Annotated in this window: 21 protein-coding genes; 12 read left to right on the top strand and 9 right to left on the bottom strand. The window is 68.7% G+C overall.

Features of this window, described 5'->3' with window-relative positions:
- Positions 1 to 19: 19 nt before the first annotated feature.
- Positions 20 to 817: a YqjF family protein gene (locus tag ACYVLV_RS06585; RefSeq protein WP_460808670.1), complete on the bottom strand. Its 798-nt coding sequence runs from the start codon at positions 815 to 817 to the stop codon at positions 20 to 22.
- 55 nt (positions 818 to 872) lie between these two features.
- Here ACYVLV_RS06585 and ACYVLV_RS06580 point away from each other — a divergent pair, with 55 nt between their 5' ends.
- From ACYVLV_RS06580 to ACYVLV_RS06570, 3 genes are all read left to right on the top strand, one after another.
- The gene (locus tag ACYVLV_RS06580) at positions 873 to 1,115 is read left to right on the top strand and encodes a hypothetical protein (protein ID WP_460808669.1); all 243 of its coding nucleotides are present in this window, start codon (positions 873 to 875) and stop codon (positions 1,113 to 1,115) included.
- A 3-nt stretch (positions 1,116 to 1,118) separates the two neighbouring features.
- Positions 1,119 to 1,985 (top strand): FHA domain-containing protein, encoded by an 867-nt coding sequence (locus ACYVLV_RS06575; RefSeq protein WP_460808667.1) that lies wholly within the window; start codon positions 1,119 to 1,121, stop codon positions 1,983 to 1,985.
- A gap of 102 nt (positions 1,986 to 2,087) precedes the next feature.
- Positions 2,088 to 2,384 carry a DUF4333 domain-containing protein gene (locus ACYVLV_RS06570; RefSeq protein ID WP_460808666.1) on the top strand — a complete coding sequence of 99 codons (297 nt, stop codon included), beginning with the start codon at positions 2,088 to 2,090 and terminating at the stop codon, positions 2,382 to 2,384.
- Positions 2,385 to 2,464: 80 nt separating this feature from the next.
- On the opposite strand, the gene ACYVLV_RS06565 is transcribed toward ACYVLV_RS06570, so the two are convergent.
- Positions 2,465 to 3,241 carry an Fpg/Nei family DNA glycosylase gene (locus tag ACYVLV_RS06565; protein ID WP_460808664.1) on the bottom strand — a complete coding sequence of 259 codons (777 nt, stop codon included), beginning with the start codon at positions 3,239 to 3,241 and terminating at the stop codon, positions 2,465 to 2,467.
- A 108-nt stretch (positions 3,242 to 3,349) separates the two neighbouring features.
- On the opposite strand from ACYVLV_RS06565, the gene ACYVLV_RS06560 reads away from it, so the two are divergent.
- The 3 genes from ACYVLV_RS06560 to ACYVLV_RS06550 are packed head-to-tail and all read left to right on the top strand — an operon-like array spanning position 3,350 to position 5,609.
- Positions 3,350 to 4,399 (top strand): NAD(P)-dependent alcohol dehydrogenase, encoded by a 1,050-nt coding sequence (locus ACYVLV_RS06560; protein ID WP_460808663.1) that lies wholly within the window; start codon positions 3,350 to 3,352, stop codon positions 4,397 to 4,399.
- A 55-nt stretch (positions 4,400 to 4,454) separates the two neighbouring features.
- Positions 4,455 to 5,222, top strand: a complete 768-nt coding sequence (locus ACYVLV_RS06555) for a GTPase domain-containing protein (RefSeq protein ID WP_460808662.1) — start codon at positions 4,455 to 4,457, stop codon at positions 5,220 to 5,222.
- A 9-nt stretch (positions 5,223 to 5,231) separates the two neighbouring features.
- Positions 5,232 to 5,609 (top strand): hypothetical protein, encoded by a 378-nt coding sequence (locus ACYVLV_RS06550; RefSeq protein ID WP_460808660.1) that lies wholly within the window; start codon positions 5,232 to 5,234, stop codon positions 5,607 to 5,609.
- A gap of 10 nt (positions 5,610 to 5,619) precedes the next feature.
- Here the strand turns inward: ACYVLV_RS06550 and ACYVLV_RS06545 are convergent, their stop codons facing one another.
- On the bottom strand, positions 5,620 to 6,021 hold the full coding sequence (locus ACYVLV_RS06545) for a hypothetical protein (RefSeq protein ID WP_460808659.1): 402 nt from the start codon (positions 6,019 to 6,021) through the stop codon (positions 5,620 to 5,622).
- Between the two features lie 338 nt (positions 6,022 to 6,359).
- On the opposite strand from ACYVLV_RS06545, the gene ACYVLV_RS06540 reads away from it, so the two are divergent.
- Positions 6,360 to 7,532, top strand: coding sequence for an acyl-CoA dehydrogenase family protein (locus tag ACYVLV_RS06540; RefSeq protein ID WP_460808656.1), 1,173 nt, complete (start codon positions 6,360 to 6,362; stop codon positions 7,530 to 7,532).
- A gap of 133 nt (positions 7,533 to 7,665) precedes the next feature.
- On the top strand, positions 7,666 to 8,259 hold the full coding sequence (locus ACYVLV_RS06535; RefSeq protein WP_460808655.1) for a hypothetical protein: 594 nt from the start codon (positions 7,666 to 7,668) through the stop codon (positions 8,257 to 8,259).
- A 10-nt stretch (positions 8,260 to 8,269) separates the two neighbouring features.
- Here the strand turns inward: ACYVLV_RS06535 and ACYVLV_RS06530 are convergent, their stop codons facing one another.
- The 4 genes from ACYVLV_RS06530 to ACYVLV_RS06515 form a co-directional block, all read right to left on the bottom strand.
- Positions 8,270 to 8,665: a VOC family protein gene (locus tag ACYVLV_RS06530; protein WP_460808653.1), complete on the bottom strand. Its 396-nt coding sequence runs from the start codon at positions 8,663 to 8,665 to the stop codon at positions 8,270 to 8,272.
- Positions 8,666 to 8,923: 258 nt separating this feature from the next.
- Positions 8,924 to 9,529, bottom strand: a complete 606-nt coding sequence (locus tag ACYVLV_RS06525; protein WP_460808652.1) for a TetR/AcrR family transcriptional regulator — start codon at positions 9,527 to 9,529, stop codon at positions 8,924 to 8,926.
- A gap of 2 nt (positions 9,530 to 9,531) precedes the next feature.
- Positions 9,532 to 10,692 carry a hypothetical protein gene (locus ACYVLV_RS06520; protein WP_460808650.1) on the bottom strand — a complete coding sequence of 387 codons (1,161 nt, stop codon included), beginning with the start codon at positions 10,690 to 10,692 and terminating at the stop codon, positions 9,532 to 9,534.
- A complete protein-coding gene (locus tag ACYVLV_RS06515) occupies positions 10,689 to 12,257 on the bottom strand; it encodes an NAD(P)/FAD-dependent oxidoreductase (protein WP_460808648.1) in 1,569 nt (522 codons plus the stop codon). Before ACYVLV_RS06515 ends, ACYVLV_RS06520 begins: the two co-directional genes overlap by 4 nt.
- 118 nt (positions 12,258 to 12,375) lie before the next feature.
- On the opposite strand from ACYVLV_RS06515, the gene ACYVLV_RS06510 reads away from it, so the two are divergent.
- Genes ACYVLV_RS06510 through ACYVLV_RS06500 form a run of 3 tightly spaced genes read left to right on the top strand, consistent with a single transcriptional unit; the run spans position 12,376 to position 15,019 of the window.
- Positions 12,376 to 12,759: a BlaI/MecI/CopY family transcriptional regulator gene (locus tag ACYVLV_RS06510; protein ID WP_460808647.1), complete on the top strand. Its 384-nt coding sequence runs from the start codon at positions 12,376 to 12,378 to the stop codon at positions 12,757 to 12,759.
- Positions 12,756 to 13,559 (top strand): M56 family metallopeptidase, encoded by an 804-nt coding sequence (locus ACYVLV_RS06505; RefSeq protein ID WP_460808645.1) that lies wholly within the window; start codon positions 12,756 to 12,758, stop codon positions 13,557 to 13,559. The genes ACYVLV_RS06510 and ACYVLV_RS06505 overlap by 4 nt, the downstream gene beginning before the upstream one ends.
- Complete coding sequence (locus tag ACYVLV_RS06500; RefSeq protein ID WP_460808644.1) at positions 13,556 to 15,019, top strand: flavin-containing monooxygenase; 1,464 nt, start codon at positions 13,556 to 13,558, stop codon at positions 15,017 to 15,019. Before ACYVLV_RS06505 ends, ACYVLV_RS06500 begins: the two co-directional genes overlap by 4 nt.
- Before the next feature lie 105 nt (positions 15,020 to 15,124).
- Here ACYVLV_RS06500 and ACYVLV_RS06495 read toward each other — a convergent pair whose 3' ends face one another.
- Positions 15,125 to 15,439: a DUF1330 domain-containing protein gene (locus ACYVLV_RS06495; RefSeq protein ID WP_460808643.1), complete on the bottom strand. Its 315-nt coding sequence runs from the start codon at positions 15,437 to 15,439 to the stop codon at positions 15,125 to 15,127.
- Between the two features lie 26 nt (positions 15,440 to 15,465).
- Entirely contained in the window at positions 15,466 to 16,053 is a 588-nt protein-coding gene (locus tag ACYVLV_RS06490) for a TetR/AcrR family transcriptional regulator (RefSeq protein ID WP_460808642.1), read from the bottom strand.
- 36 nt (positions 16,054 to 16,089) lie between these two features.
- On the opposite strand from ACYVLV_RS06490, the gene ACYVLV_RS06485 reads away from it, so the two are divergent.
- A complete protein-coding gene (locus ACYVLV_RS06485; protein WP_460808639.1) occupies positions 16,090 to 16,971 on the top strand; it encodes a haloalkane dehalogenase in 882 nt (293 codons plus the stop codon).
- Positions 16,972 to 17,005: the final 34 nt, after the last annotated feature.

Raw genomic sequence — 17,005 nt, 5'->3', positions numbered from 1 at the left:
TGTGTGCGGGCCGGCGACCTCACGATCCCGGAACCTCGGCCGCCAGACTCGGGAGCCCGAAGGTGGTGTGGACCCCCGGGCTGAACGCGACCAGGTCCGGGGCACGGTGGGACAACTCGGGCAGGCCGACGCTGGCGACCAGGTCGTCGTCGAGCTCGAGCACCTCCGCGTCGTACGCCGGCCACGGACCATGGTGGTTCGGCACCTCGAGCAGGCGGCCCAGCCGGCGGGTGTGCAACCGGAAGCGGTCGGCGACGAAGTGGTCGACGGCGCTCAACTCGCGCTCCGCTCCGACGCGGATCCGGATCCGACTCGACGCCTGGGTCGACGGGAGTCGCAGTCGGCAGGTGTAGTCGTGGATGTCACCGGTGGGGGAGTCGTCGATGCCACCGGGTCGACGGTGGTAGTCCATCTCCGCCCAGCGGTAGGGCAGGTTCAAGGTCGCGCGGGCGCCCAGTACGACGGGCAGCCGGTTGGCGTCGAGGCTGAGGAACACCACGCCGCGTCGGCCGTCGGCGTCCACCGAGTAGAGACGGACGTTGGTCTCCAGGAAGGAGCCGAACCACGGCACCGACTGCCGGGACCCGAAGCCGGCGTCGACCATCCGGAACGGCACCAGCCCGACGTACGTCACCCCATCGAGCACATCGGGGCGTACGCCGCGCGGTAGGAGCCCGGCAACCCGCTCGGGTTCGACCGCCCAGTGCAGCCAGGTCAGATCACGCCAGTCCTGGTTCATCAGCGTGGGGCCCCTAGGGGTGGGATCCGCGGAGGAAAGGGGCGGACCCCCTTGCGGTGAGTTAATCAGTCTGCGCATATTAAGAGGGTACAACTTAAACAAGTTGTTTAACAATGACCTGAAGGGCAGCATCATGAGCAGTCAACCAGTAGGAGCCGACAACGACGAGGTCGTCAGCTGGACCGACCTGGGCCAGCGGATGTGGACGTTCCTCACCGGACGCGACGCCGCCATCCACTACCGCTTCGAAGAGATCTCGGTCGAGGTGCCCCGCGACACCGGTGCCAACGCCCCGCGTGCGACGTGGAAGATCGACGGCACGCTGACCATCACGACCAGCGACAACGGCCGCCCGGTCTCGCCCAACGGAGCCTGAGTCATGCCCACCCTGGTGGACGCCGACCTCACCTTCGCACTGGAGGTGGAAGGACGGGAGCCCATTCACGGCTCCCTACGGGGGCGCCGGGGTCGTCTGCAGCTCGAGGTGGACGACCCCAGCGCTTTCGCCGGCGCAGGGGATGCGCCGGTGATCCGGCTGTTGGCCGACGAGCTGGCGATCCGCCACCTCACGGTCAAGGTCGTGCACCACGGCGATCATCTGGTCACTCTCGGGGACGTCCGCGCCCCGTGGTGGCAGCGTCGGGCCACCCGGTCGCGGCACATCCGGTTGGGCAGCCTCAAGGGTGCGTGGACCTCGGCCCGCTCGCGGTTGAAGGCCAGCGAGCCGGTGCTTCCGAACAGCTCGATGGTCCCGCCGGCCACCCTCTTCCCGATCGCCCCGACCTTCCAGCGGCGCCGCCGTGTCACGACCACGCATGACCCCGGTCGCGGCGGGGAGGCCCACTTGGTGTTGGCCAAGTCGGAGGTCTGGGAGGGCGAGCGTCAGCCGGTGTTCTGGCTCAAGGACCGCACCACCATCGGCAGCGACCCCACCTCCGACATCGTCCTGGCCGGAATCGAACCGCACCACGCAGTCGTCTTCCACGAGAACGACGACGAGTTCGTCATCTGGGCCGTCGACGGAGAGTTGCGGGTCCACGGAGCCCTCACCCGGTCGGGGCGGCTCCGCACCGGCGCCCGGATCCGGGTGGGAGAACACTTCCTGGCCTTCAGCCGGCAGGAGTTCGCCGATCACGGTCGTCCCCACGGTGGCCGCATCGGCGGCGAGGCCGGACGGCAACTGCCGCAACCGTCCCGGCAGCAGGTCCAGCGCGACGCTCGCGAGTCGAACGGCGGGTCGGACTGACCGCTTCATCGGTCATACACCGGACAGGGCCCGTCCGGAGGTGCTAGACACTGAGCGCGACGCGCGCAGTGGGCGCCGTCGAACCCAGCTGAGGCGGACCCCATGCGGCGTACCCCTGTTCTGATCGCACTTGCTCTGTCCGTCTCGGCCCTGTCCGGGTGCTCCTCATCGGTCACGGCCGACGACGTCGCCGAGCAGGTCAGTTCCGAGCTCGAGAAGCAGATTGGTCAGGCCCCCGACGACGTCACGTGCCCCGAGGACCTGCCTGCGGAGGTCGACGCCGAGGTGACCTGTGAACTCACCGACGGTGAGAACGTCTACGACGTCGCAGTCGTGGTCACCTCGGTCGACGGATCGGACGTCCTGTTCGACCTCACGGTCGCCGACGCCCCGAACTGACTGCCGAGTCGGCGCTAGTTTTTGAAGACGCGCCGACTCGGGCTCTTTCGGGCGTCAAGAAGCGCCGACTCGCGGGGGAATCAGGTCTGCTCGACCGGGCACCACCAGGTCGTCCGGCCGCCCACGGTCGCGCGTGTCATCTCCGCTCCGCACCGGGGGCAGTGTTCGTCGCGCCGGCGGTGCTTGATGATCTCGCCGGTGTGCACCCCGCCCTGACGGATCGCGGCTCGGATCGCGGTGCGCAGGTGACGGCGTAGGTCGTCGAGTTCCTCGACAGCCAGGTCAGCGGTACGCCGTTGGGGGCTCAGGCTGCTCTGCCACAGCACCTCGTCGGCCAGGAGGTTGCCGATCCCCGCGATGGCTCCCTGATCGAGCAGGCGTGCCTTCAGTGGGGCATTGCCCTTGCCGATGCGCGTGCGGAAGTCGTCGCGGCTGATCTCGGCGGCGTCGGGTCCGAGGGCGGAGAGGTCTGGGTCGAGGCGGATGCGGCCCAGGCGGCGTTTGTCGAACAGGCGCAGGGTGCCGCCGTCCTCGAAGGTGATCGTGAACCGGTCCCATTCCGCCTTGCGCGCAGCCCTGCCTCCTCCGCGGCCGTCGCTGTCGCTGACGTGGATGCGACCGCTCATGCCCAGGTGGATGCCGAGCAGTGGTCCGTCCTCGGAGGTCTCGCACCACATCGCCTTGCCGCGGCGATGGGTGGTCGTCAGCTCGCGACCCACCAACGCGGAGCGGATCTCGCCCGGTTCGTGGGGACGACACTCGTAGGTGTCGCGGTCGTCGACGTCGGCGATGAGTCGACCCAACGCACGGGTCTCGACGACCTGACGGGCGGACTCGACCTCGGGAAGTTCGGGCACCTCACCATTCTCCGGAGGCCTCCAAGTCGTTCAGCGGGAACAACTGAGGCCTCAACGGTGCTGGGTAGGGGTACCGCCCATCACAACCCCGATCTCGAGGAGCTTCATTTGACCACCACCGTGACCGCCCTGTCCGCCCCCTCCGCCGGAGCCGACTTCGAAACCGTCGAGCTCGAACGCCGCGACCTGCGAGCCAACGATGTCCGCATCGACATCACCTGGGCCGGCATCTGTCACAGCGACATCCACCAGGCGCGCAACGAGTGGGGTGCCGCGATCTTCCCGATCACCCCGGGCCACGAGATCATCGGCACCGTCGCCGAGGTCGGCTCCGAGGTCACCACCCACCAGGTGGGCGACACCGTCGGCGTGGGTTGCTTCGTTGACTCCTGCCTGGACTGCGAGGCCTGCCGCGACGGCGAGGAGCAGTTCTGCGACAACGGAGTCGTCGGCACCTACTCCGCGAAGGACAAGCACGGCGAGATCACCTACGGCGGCTACAGCCAGGGCATCGTGGTCCGCGACCACTTCGTCGTCCGCATCCCCGACGGCGTCGACCTCGCCGCGACCACGCCGCTGCTGTGCGCCGGCATCACGACGTACGCCCCGATGAAGCGCCACAACGTCGGACCCGACACCAAGGTCGGCGTCATCGGCATGGGTGGACTGGGCCACGTGGCGGTCAAGATCGCCGCCGCCATGGGCGCGGAGGTCAGCGTGCTCAGCCGGACCGACGCGAAGAAGGAAGACGGCCTCGCCTTTGGCGCCACCGACTACTTCGCCACCGAGGACGCCTCGGTGTTCAAGAAGCTCGCCGGCCAGTTCGACCTGCTCATCAACACCGTCGGTGACGCGGTCGACCTCGACGCCTTCCTCGGTCTTCTCGGCCGCGGCGGCACCATGGTCGACCTGGGCGCCCCCAGCGACAAGCTCGAGATCGGGGCGTTCTCGGTCATCACCAAGCGCCGCTCGCTCGAGGGTTCGCTCGTCGGCGGCCTCGCCGAGACCCAGGAGATGCTGGACTTCTGCGCCGAGCACAACATCACCGCCACCGTCGAGGTCATCCCCGGCAGCGACGTCGACGCCTACTACGACAAGGTCGTCTCCGGTGACGTGCGCTACCGCGCCGTGATCGACGTCAGCACCTTCGGTAAGTAAGAGGCGACTGACGGCTTGAGCCGTCGGGGTCGGTACGTCGGATAGCGTCTTACGCGTGCCGACCCCTCGCTCTGCTGCCCGTCCCACCGGCCTGCGCTCCGTCCCTCGCGCCATCGGGCGCGGACGCGACCGCGTGACCGGTCTGTTCCACCAGCGCTTCCCCACGGTCGCCGTCACCGGAATGACCGGGGTCGGCAAGACCGAACTGATTGACCACCTCTCCGGACGTGCGTCCGCCGACGGTCCCGCCGAGTCGGGCTCTGCGGTGCTCGAACGCCGGGTCTCGCGAGGCCGTCGTCTGCACGGCTTCCGCTTCCGGGTCGTCCCGGGCGAGAACGCCGCCACCCGGTTGGGTGCGCTGGACGAGGTCTTCCACGACCAGCCGGTCGACGGCGTACTCCACGTGGTGGCCAACGGACTCGCGACCGGCCGGCGTACGGCGGGGACCACGGGCACCGCCGAGGTGAATCGTGAACAGCAACTGGCCCGCGAACTCGAGGACTGGACGGTCACCTCGCACCTGATCGCCGCGATGGCCGTGCGCCGGGAGTACCCCACCTGGTTGGTGATCGTGGTGACCAAGGCCGACCTGTACGCCGACTCGATCGACGAGGTCGTCCGCTCCTACTCACCCGGCAGCGGTACGCCGTTCGGGGACCGACTCGACGAGCTGCGGGCCCTGGCGGGTGCGGCGAAGTTGTCGATCGACGTACTCCCCGCGTGCAGTCACCTCGAGGGCGACAGTGCCGTCTCGGCCAAGCAACGCGACCGCTACCTCGCGGACCTCGAGGCCCGGATGGCTCAGCTCTCGGGTCACGTCTGAGGAACCACGATGAGACGCCGCCCGCACGAGAACGTCGCGACCGTTTTGGTCGATCCGGCGGTGCTCACGGAGCTGGAGCTGCTGCTCGTGGGCCTCGACCTGTGGGTGTGGCCGGTGGCCAACTCGCCCATCGTGGTCGACGGACCACGTCAGGCGTTCCAGATGCGACGCCGGATGATCGAGGCCCGGCGCGGAGCCTGGGACCTGGCGGCGGACTGGGTGCCGGTGTGGATCGCGTTCGGCGAGAGTTGGCGCCAGGGAGATGACCCGTTGCCATGGTCGGCCCACTCGACGTTGTGGAGCACCCTGGAGCAGTACGCCGCCCACGTGCGCTACCGCAAGAGCCTCGGTGGGGTGGCCCCGCTGCTGGCGGTCGCCGAGGACTGACCGCGAGGACTCAGAAGACGGTCTCGTCGCCCTTGAGCAGGCGCTGGGTGTCGGGGATGTCGTAGTAGAGCGAGACCGCGTTGGTGACGAACAGGACGACCAGGTAGACGGTGAAGGCCGTCGAGAGGTCGTCGAACCTGGCGATGAGCAGGAACGCGATGAGCACCAACAGCGGAATCCACGCCACCACGTGCGGCGCCCCCATCGCGGTAGTCAGACCGCGGGCGCGGAGCATGATCGGCAGGTTCGCCATGAGCGCGCCCACCGCCAGCAGGGCGACCAGCCAGCCGAAGGGCTGGCCGAGGAAGAACAGCGCGATCATGTTCACCGGCATCAGAATGGCGGCGGTCCAGATCGCCACCGAACGCGGTAGGCGGAGGAAACTGTCCTTGATGTCGATGACCATGCTCATGGTCGGTGAGTCTGGCAGGTGACGTTCCCTGTCCGATGGTTGAGGTTGGAGCGCCTGGGGTGGCGCACGCCGGTTGAGGTGCGAGGAACCCTGGGGTCGCGCACGCTGGTTGAGGTGTGAGGAGCGCTAGCGACGGGCGGGTCGGCGGTGGTTGAGGTGTGAGGAGCGCTAGCGACGAGCCTCGAAACCTGGTTCCGTGCACGGGAACGTTGGTGACGCCGGTTGCGGGGATTCGAGGCTCGGGCCCGGGGGGCCCTCGCACCTCAACCAACGCGTTGGTCAGGTCCGCATGCGACGATTCAGGGGACCCCTTCTCGCACCAACCTCGGAGGCTCCCCATGCCCGCGACCCGCCTGATGCCCACCCAGGAGTCGGCCGACCTGATCGCGCTGACCCGCGACATCGTCGACAAAGAACTGCGGCCCCGTGTGGACCAGGCCGAGCGTGACGCGGCCTTCCCCCGAGAGGTCTTCCGCACCCTGGGCAGGGCCGGACTGCTGGGTCTGCCCTACCCGGAGGAGCAGGGCGGCGGCGGCCAGCCCTACGAGGTCTACCTCCAGGTGGTCGAGGAGATCGCCACCGCCTGGGCCAGCGTGGGGGTCGGGGTGAGCGTGCACGCGCTGTCCTGCTTCGGTTTGGCCAGTCAAGGCACCGAGGAGCAGGTCAACGACTGGCTCCCGGAGATGTTGGCCGGCGACCTGCTCGGCGCCTACTGCCTCTCCGAGGCCCACGCCGGTTCGGATCCGGCGGCGATGAAGACCCGCGCCGTGAAGGAGGGCGACGACTACGTCATCAACGGCGCGAAGGCCTGGACCACCCACGGTGGTGAGGCCGACTTCTACAAAGTGATGGCGCGTACGTCGGACGGCGGCCGGGGTATCTCCTGCTTCTTGGTCCCCGCTGACGCCGAGGGCCTGACCGTGGACAACCCCGAGGACAAGATGGGGCTGACCGGATCGACCACGGCCACCATGTTGTTCGACAACGTGCGGGTGCCGGCGAATCGTCTGCTCGGCGCCGAGGGCCAGGGCCTGGCGATCGCGCTGGCCGGGTTGGATGCGGGCCGGTTGGGCATCGCTGCTGTGGCGGTCGGAGTCGCCCAGGCCGCGCTGGACGTGGCGATCGATTACGCCCAGACCCGGGAGACCTTCGGGACCACGATCATCAAGCACCAGGGCGTTTCCTTCCTCCTCGCCGACATGGCCGCGGCGGTCGAATCGGCGCGGGCGACGTACCTCGCGGCGGCTCGGCTCAAGGACGCCGGTCTGCCCTACGGGAGGCAGGCCTCGATCGCGAAGCTGGTCTCCACCGACAATGCGATGCGCGTGTGCACCGACGCGGTGCAGGTCCTCGGCGGAGCCGGCTACACCAAGGACTTCCCCGTCGAGCGCTACATGCGTGAGGTCAAGGTCATGCAGATCTTCGAGGGCACCAACCAGATCCAGCGGATGGTCATCGGGCGCGCCCTGGACAAGGACAACAGCGGTCGGATCCAGGTTCTCGGCGACTGATCGGGCTCGTCGGCCAGACCTGAGTCACCCGGTCCGATGGGGTACGACGGCCACGGGGCCCACTAGTCCAGCCATGGCCGTGGGGGTCGATTCGGGTCTATCGTGGTCTGCCTGTCCCGCCAAGGAGCCCAGGATGATCACCCCTACACGCGCAGTGTCCGCCCTCGTTCTCACACTCGGCTTGTCCGGGCTGGCCGGTTGCGGGGGTGACTCCGACGTCAACTTCGACGCCACCGAGGTCTCGTCCACCGACGCCGTCACTCCGCCCACAGACGAGTCTGCGGACGACCCCTCGGACAGCCCAACCGCGGACGCCCCGGCTGAAGGCACGGGCACGCTCACGATCAACGGCGTCACCGTGGACACCGAGGGCGACTGCCTGCTGGGTCCGGCCGCCCCGGACAGCGAGGCTCCCGACGATCTGCTCACCTGGGGCGACCAGTTCCGGATCACCGGGTTGGCGGGCTATCAGGTCGGGCCTGACGACGCGGCTGAGGACGTTTTGACGATCACCATGGTGGGCGCCAACAACGAGCGCGGCGTCAGACTGATCTCCGGGGTCGGAGACTCCTTCAGCACCGGGGGCTCGTTCCCGAGCGCCAACGTCATCGATCGAGTCCCCGACGGCAGTGGGCAGATGGTGCTGCTCGACCTCGCCATCGCCGACCCCGACGGCAACGACATCGGCGGCGCCGAGATCTGGTGCTCGGTGTTCGCCCCGGCCTAGCGACCCGCCGTCAGTCCCCGGCCGCCACGAAGAGTTCGAGCGCGGTGCCGTCCGGGTCACGGAAACTCAACGCGCTGCCGTACGCCGCATCCTGCACTCCGCTGTGCTCCACCCCTCGCTCGTCGAGGTGCTGCACCCAGGCGAGGAGTTCCTCACGGGTGGCGCAGGCGAGGGCCAGGTGGTCAAGGCCCGGGGTGGTGGGGTCGAAGGGCTGTCCACTGCCGGTGTCGTGCCGGGTCAACCCCAGGTGGGGGCCGCCGGGGAGCGCGAACAGACGTCGGACGAAGGGGCCGTCCTCCAGGGTGCCGGAGGGGGACAGGCCCAAGACGTTCTCGTAGAAGTCACAACTGACATCGAGGTCGGTGACGGTCAGCGCGAGGTGGTCGAGGCCGGAGATACGGGGCATGAAGGGGGTCCTCGTGACGATGGGAGGCGAACCAAGGTGGTCAGCGAACGCTAGCCGGGGGGCCGAAATGGCGGCCCTTCTCACCCGTAAGGTCCGTTGCCGAGTCCAGCGTCGCGATGCTCACCTACGACGAGCCGTCCGGGAAGCTGGTTGGCAAGTCAGGGAGGCAAGTCAGGGAGGCAACGCCAGCGTCGACCTGTGAGACAGGGTCGCGACATCTGAAGCACCTGGTCGGGCCGCCGGGAGGTGCTCTGGGTGTCACGAACCGCCAGCGAGAGCCGCACCCAACCAGCGGCGTACGAACGCGCGAACCTCATCGGAGGATCGCGGCACCGCCGGGGGGTGCTGGAGGAAGGACGCCATCAGGCGCATCATGACCTCCGCGAGGGCCTCGAAGTCGGCGTCGGTGACGATCCCGGCGGAGGCCCAGTCGACCTCGACGCCCCGTAACACCTGGGCCCCGAGGTCGAACCCGAGGGCGGAGGTCACGCCGCGGCCGAAGAGATCCTGGTCGTCGGCCTCGAGCAGCAGTCCGATCCGCGGCTCGCGCGGGATCTCGTCCAGCGCGAACACGGTCGCCTCGACCACCGCCTCGATCGGGGTGGTGGCGGACGCGAGGTGGGACTCCATCCGTGCGACGTAGTCCGCGGCGCCGGTCTCCGCGACGGCGGACAGCAGCTCGGCGAGGCTCGGGAAGTAGCGGTAGACGGTCTGCCGCGTCACGCCCACCTCCTCGGCGATGTTGGACAGCGTCGTCTTCGGCACGCCCATCCGCTCGATGCATCGGGTCGTCGCCGCGATGATGCGTTCGCGGGCGAGGGCCTCGGTGCGCGGCGGGTCGCCCTGCCAGCCGTGGTGTCCCATGGTCAGGCCGGGACCGACGCGGTCTCGGAGGCGGAAGCCGGGGTGGCGACGCGGGTGCGCTTGAGGAGGACGGCCAGGGTGGCGAAGGCGCCGAGGAAGCAGAGGACGACGTACCAGCCGCTGCCGATCGGGGTCCCGGACTCGGTGACGCCATCGGTCGCGTCGAGGTAGGCGGGTAGCGCCGACAACCAGAACACCGCGTGAGCAGCGAGATAGGCCACCGAGAAGGTCGCGACGAAACCGTTCAACCGGATCGGTACGGCGGCCGGGGTCGCCTTCCACTCGCGTGCCAGGATCGCCAACCCGGCGATCCAGACCAGCCCCAACTCGATGCCGAGGACCCAGGACTGGGCGGTGACGTTCGGGGTGTCCCCACCGAAGATGCTCGACGGGATGCCGGCGACCAGCATCCCGAGGGGGGTCAGTACGCCGGCCGCCACCGTCCGCCCGGTCAACGACAGCCCGGTGGGAACTGGCTTCGTGCGGGTCTCGGGCCCGACGAATCGGACGACCAAGTAGGTGAGGAACCCGATCGAGACCGAGGCGAACAGCAACATGCTGGTCACCGGGACCGACGCCAACGAGGGCTGGTTGACCACCGCGTTGTCCGGGTTCCACGCCCACCACTGCAGCTGTGGTCCGAGGTGGTCGAAGATCTCGTAGAAGACTTGGGCGACGAAAGCGACCGCGATCGCGCCGACCAATGGCCCACGGGTGCGGAAGATCCCCATGCAACGCACGGCCTCGTAGGCCAGGGCACTGATCGCGGGGTAGAACGCCACGATGTAGAGCGGGAGTCGGTCGTACATGAACTGCACGGTGAATTCGTTGTGGGCGAAGATGAAGCCGTAGATCTTGTCGAGGCCGAACCACTCGGGGAAGTAGAGCGGCGGTTCGGTGACGGCGAGGTAGGCCAGCGAGGCGAACCACAGCGAGATGTTGGTGGGGTCGCCCTCGTTGCGCAGGCGGCGTACGGCGTGGATCAGGGCGAACACGGCGCCCGCGATGATCACGACCTCGAGGACCGGTTGGGTCCAGCTGGTCAGGTCGGTCGGGTTGTTGAGCGAGACGACCGGGTTGACGTCCAGGCAGCTGAAGCCGAGGTCGTTGGTGAGCGCCTCGGCGGCCTCGTCGCAGAGGACACCTCCGTCGGTGGGGATCATCGGGCGTGCTCCATCTCGGTCTGGGGGAGGGATCTGTCAGGGCCAGTCGGGGGGACGGCTGCTTCGGCGTCGGGGGTGTAGTCGGTGCCGGGCGGGTCGGCCAGGGGGTCGAATCCGTAGGGGACGGTCGTGCGCCCCAGGGCGGCCCTGAGTTGGTAGCGGACCAGGCCGAAGAGGACCCGCGGGCTCTTGAACATGTCGCCGAGAGACTCCTCGAGGTTGAAGACCCGGGCGAAGTGCTCGTCGACCACCTGGTCCTCGCGGGCGGCGCCGGTGATCGCGTTGAAGACGGGATCGCTGACGGCGTTGACGATCCGGCGCTGCCAGGCCGGTTTGGTTTCGGTGCCGGTCGCACACTCATAGCCGGAGTCGCGGGCCATCGCGAGCTTCCACGGCACCTCGAGCACCGTGACCTGCCGGCGGGTGTAGTCGACGACGAAGTCCGCATCCAGGGCGGTCGCCCGGGCGAGGCAGGACTTCAGCAGCACCGCGCACCCGGCTGCGGAGCTGATGCCCTGGGCGTAGAAGGGGTTGAACGCGCAGATCGCGTCGCCGATGGAGATCAGGCCTGCGGGGGCGGTGGGGCGTTGGTCGTAGCGGCGCCACTTGTTGCCGGTCGAGCGGGTCAGGTGCACCTCGGAGGTGGGGGTCGAACCCGCCATGGATGCGGCGAAGACGGGGGCGCGCAGGCGCTCCGCGGCGGCGGTGAAGTCCTCGGTGCTGCGGGGCATGTCGATGCCCCACGACCCCATGGACGCGATGGCGCGGTCACCCTCGATGGGGATGAAGTTGGACAGGAACGCGTGCTCGTCGGGGCGCCCCTCGGTCGATCCCTGCGCGGGCATGATGATGACGTGCTTCCACCACTGGTTCGCGCGCTCGTCAGCCGGCGGTAGGTCGTACCACCGGGAGACGTAGGTGACCTTCGCGTCGAGTGTCTGCAGCGGGGGAGGGGCCCACCCGGCGGCCTCGAGCCAATCCATCACCGAGGAGCCGCGGCCCATCGCGTCGATCACGAGATCGGTGGTGATCGTCTCGGGTTCGGCGTCAGCCTGCTGGAAACGGACGCCGCTCACGTTGCCGGGTCGGTCGCGCTGACCGGGTTGGTCGGCGTACTCCAGACCCTGCACGGCCACGCTCTCGCGGATGGTGACGTTGGCCAGAGCCCGGACCTTGTCGCGCAGGACGCGTTCGATGAGGATCCGCGAGCTGTAGACCATGGTCATCGTGGACTTCTTGCGGGGAGCCCACCCGTCCTTCTCGAGGTACGCCGCGTCGTGGGAGGGCATCAGGAGCATGCCGCCGGCGGCGATCAGGTCCTCCTCGAAGCCGGGGAAGAGGGCGCCGATGGCCTTGCGGCCGCCGTTGAGCAGGAAGTGCGGATGCTTGCTCTGGGGTACGCCGCGGCGATGCTCGGCGTCCGCCGGCAGGGCGTCCCGCTCGAGGATGACGACCTGGTCGAAGTGCTCGGCCAGGGCGCCGGCGGCGCACAGCCCGGCCACGCTCCCACCGAGAACCACGGCGGTGTTGCCCAATGCGTTACCCAAGTTGTGGCCCTGCGGCATGCCGAACTCCGTTCATACAATCACTCGAGAGGTGTATGAATGTATGAATGACGGACGGTCGTGTCAAGGGTCCACCCCCTCGCGCTACCTTATGTAGAACAGTAGGAAGGGGTCGAGGATGAGCGGTGCGCCACGTCGCGGCTACGGCGAGTTGGAGGCCCAGGTCCTCCAGGTGCTGTGGTCCGCCGGGACCCCCCTGACGGCCAAGCAGATCCAGCGTGCGATGCCGGGGGATGCGCCCGCGCACACCACGATCCTGACCTCGCTGACGCGCCTGTCGGCCAAGGGTGACGTCGAACGGGTCGGCCACGCCGCCCGCGGGATCCGCTTCGCCGCGACCCGCACGGAGGCCGAGCACGCCGGACTCGGGATGTTGCGAACCCTGAACGACACCTCGGACCGGCAGGCCGCGCTGATGCGGTTCATGGGCGACCTCGACGACACCGACCTGGAGTTCCTGCAACGGGAACTGCTCCGCGAGCCGAAGGGGGAGCGGTCGTGAGTATCAGCGCGTGGCTGAGCCTGACGCTGGTCGGGTACGCCGCCGTCGCGACCCTCGGCGTACCCCTCCTGGCCCGGAAGGGTGGGTGGTACCTGCGTCACCCCGAGCGGATGCTGCGCGGCTGGCTGACCGTCCTGGGCTCGAGTCTGAGCGCCCTGGTCCTGGGTGGCGTCGTGGCGTTCGGGTCGCTGTGGTCGGTCCGCGTGGCCAGCGTCGGGTCGGTGCGTTCGTGGGTGGCGGAGGTCCTGCTGTGGGGCGGCCTGCTGGCCCTCGGGGCGCTGCTCGCCCTGCTCACCTCCTTCGCAGAGCGGATCGCCGCCACCGGCCGTCGGGTCCAACGGGAGATGCGGTGCCTGCCGCGATCCACCCGGGAGTACGCCGTCCGCCCTACCGACTGCCCCGTCACCTTTTTCGAGTCCGAGACCCTGATCGCCTGCTCGATCGGTGGGCGCCGTCCCGAGATCTTCGTGTCCTCCGGGGTGGCGGATCGGTTGGACCCGGCTTCGTTGGACGCGGTGATCGCCCACGAACTCGCCCACATCCACGGGCGGCACGCACTGATCACCCAGATCGCCGAGTTGGCCGTCCTCAGCGCTCCGTGGCTGCCGGCGTCCCGGGAGCTCAAGCGGTCGATCGCGGTGCTCGTGGAGTTCGTGGCCGATGATCGGGCGGTGATCACGAGCGACCGGCGGACGTTGCTGCAGGCGCTCGACCGACTGGCCGATGACACCTGCTCCCACGGCGCCCGGATCCGCGCCCACCGGTTGACGACTCTCCCGTTCCCAGCTGAGGCCGCATGACCTGGGCCGACCGGGCCGCACGCCACATCGCGGTCATCGGCGCCGGCCCGGCGGGCATCGCGGCGGGGCGCGAGTTGCTCCGCAACGGCTTCACCAACCTGACCATCTTCGACACCCTGGACGGGCCCGGCGGCACCTGGCGGCTGCACACCTACCCGGGGCTCGCGTGCGACATCTGGGCGCACTCCTACTCGTTCAGCTTCGCCCCCAACCCGAACTGGAGCGCCAGCTTCGTCACCCAGCCGGAGATCCTGGCCTATCTCGAGCGCTGCGCCGAGGAGTTCGGACTGACGCCGCACCTGCGGATGAACACCCGGATCGTCAGCGCGGCGTACGACGAGAGCGGGACCTGGGAGCTCCGCTCGTCCGAGGGTGAGATCTTCGTCTGCGACGCGGTGATCAATGCGATGGGCAACCAACACACCCCGCTGTTCCCGAACGTGCCCGGGATGGACGACTTCGAGGGCCCGAGCTTCCATGGCACCCGCTGGGACCACGACATCGACCTGGCCGGCAAGCGGGTCGTGGTCGTGGGGTCGGCCGCGAGCGCCGTACAGATCGTGCCGGAGGTGGCCCAGATCGTCGGACACCTGAGCGTGCTGCAGCGGTCGGCGAACTGGATCATGCCGCGCCGCAACCGGAAGTACACCGCGATCGAGCGCGGGCTCTTCCGCCGCTTCCCGCACCTGATCACCGCCCTGCGGGGCGCGCAGACCCTCCTGCTCGCCCAGGTGGAGTACGCCGTCACCCTGGGTCACAACCGGATGAACCACTTCGAGTGGATGGCGCGGGGGCACCTCGAGAAGAGCATCGAGGACCCGGACCTGCGGGCCGCGTTGTTGCCGGACAGTCGCTACGGCTGCAAGCGGGGGTTGGTCTCCGACGACTTCTACACCGCGCTGAACCGGGACAACGTCGACCTGATCGCCGACGGTCTCGCCCGCGTCACCCCGACCGGGCTGGTCACCACGGACGGCCGCGAGATCGACGCCGACGTCATCATCTACTGCACCGGCTACCGGATCCTCGACCTCGACCGGATCGCGGTGACCGGCGTCGGCGGGGCCTCACTGGCGGAGGCGATGGGGGAGGAACCCCAAGCCCACAAGGGCATCGCGATCCCCGGCTTCCCGAATTACTTCATGGCCGTCGGCCCCAACGGCCTGGTCCTGAACGTGTCGTACTTCGTCACGGCCGAGCGCAACGTCGCGACCATCGTGAAGTTGCTCGGCGACCTCGCTGACGCCGGCGCCACCGCGATGGCCCCGAAGGCGGAGGTGTGTGCGGCGTACAACGACTCGCTGGCCGACAAGTACGCCACCTTCTCCTGGGGTGCGCCGGACTGCAGCAGCTACTACACCAGCGCCTCGGGCCACGCGCCGTTCCTGTTCCCCGGCAACTTCAAGACCTGGCGGGCCCTGCACGAGGAGTCCGGACTGCACGAGTACGACGTCACCTGACGCCGCTGGTTGAGGAGGCCGGCCACGGTCACTGCCGCTGGTTGAGGTGTGACGAGCGCTAGCGAGGAGCCTCGAAACCCGGCGACCCGCGCGCCCAACCGCCGCTCAGCGCGCAGGCGGCGAGTGCACCACGGTGATCGAGTGCGTGGTCGTGCTCGCGTGCCGGAGTTTGGCCAGCTCGACGTACTCCTCCGAGTTCCACCACCCCATCAGAGCGTCCTCGGATTCGAAGCGGATCATCACGGTGCGACCGGCGGTGCGCTCGCCCTCGAGGACGGTCACGTTGTCGTCGTAGGTGATGAAGCGGCCGCCGTGGGTCTTGAGGATGGGGAAGAACCCCTTCTCGTACTGGCGGTAGCCGTCGCGGTCGTCGACGGTGAAGTGGGCGACGAAGTGCACGGGCTGGGGGTTGTCGGACACGTGGTTCTCCTCGGTGGGTGGGTGGTTCAGCGGGTCGGAGTCAGGATGTCGAACGTCGCGTCGATGGCGGTCAGGAGGTCGGGCGCACCGCTGCGGGCGAGCGCGAGCAGACCCTCGAACGACAGCAGCAGCGCCCGGGCGGTGGCCTCGGGATCGGTCCGCGGGGCGAGCTGGCCGGTGTCGACAGCGCGGGAGAGTTGGGTGGCGAAGGCCGCCCGGATCGTCTCGAAGCCGCGGTGGAGTGCATCGCGGATCTCCGGCGTCGTGGCGGTGCTGTGGCCGGCGGTGGTGGTGAGAAGGCATCCGCGGGAGAGCGTCTCGCCCGGGTGGGGTCGCAGGGCGGAGGTGAAGAACGCCCGCAGGCCGCCGAGCGGGTCCTCGGTGTCGTCGAGGAAGTGGCGGATCCGGCCACCGATCACGCGGTCGACGTACCGGTCGAGGCACTGGGTGAGCAGTTCGTCCTTGCTGTGGAAGCGGCGGTAGATCGAGGGAGCGCGCAGATCCAGCGCCGCCTCGAGGTCGCGGATCGAGACCGCGTCCGCGCCGTTGAGCCAGAACAGGTCGGTGGCGCGGTCGAGTACGTCGCTGTCGGCGTACTTCGGTGGACGGGCCATTGACATAAAGTAGCAGTCGCTACGAAACTCGGCACCATGACTACTGAGGTGTTGAGCAAGCAGTACAAGACCGTCAACGGCAAGCAGATGGCCTATCACGAGAGCGGGTCCGGCGACGACGTCGTCGTCTTCCTGCACGGCAACCCCACGTCGTCGTACCTCTGGCGCAACGTGGTGCCCCACGTGTCCGGCCGGGCGCGCTGCGTCGTGCCCGACCTGATCGGCCAGGGCGACTCCGACAAGCTCGACAACCCAGGACCCGACTCCTACACCTTCGTCGAGCACCGGGAGTACCTCGACGGGCTGCTCGACCAACTCGACCTGGGCGACAACATCACCTTCGTCATCCACGACTGGGGTTCGGGGCTCGGGTTCGACTGGGCCAACCGCCACCGCGACCGGGTCGCCGGCATCGCCTACATGGAGGCGATCGTGCGACCGGTGACGTGGGAGGAGTGGCCGGAGTCGGCGCGCGGCATCTTCCAGGGCATGCGCTCCGAAGCGGGGGAGAAGATCGTGCTGGAGAAGAACCTGTTCATCGAGGGGATCCTGCCCTCCTCGATCATCCGCCCACTCGAGGAGGCGGAGATGGCGGAGTACCGCCGTCCCTTCGCCGCCGGCGGTGAGGACCGACGGCCGACGCTGACCTGGCCCCGACAGATCCCTATCGAGGGCACTCCCGCCGACGTCCACGAGATCGTCCAGTCGTACGCCGCCTGGCTCTCGACCTGCGATCTGCCCAAGCTGTTCATCAATGCCGACCCGGGCTCGATCCTGATCGGAGATCAGCGCGAGTTCGTCCGCACCTGGCCCAACCAGACGGAGGTCACCGTCTCCGGGTTGCACTTCATCCAGGAGGACAGCCCCGACGAGATCGGTACTGCGATCGCCGAGTGGATGGCGGGCCTCAAGAGCTGAATCCGGCTGATCTCGCCGGGGTCCAGCCAGGGCC

It is taken from the genome of Nocardioides salsibiostraticola (assembly GCF_054783655.1).
Note: the sequence above shows the minus strand (reverse complement) of the source record. Positions and strands in the feature narration are given on the sequence as shown.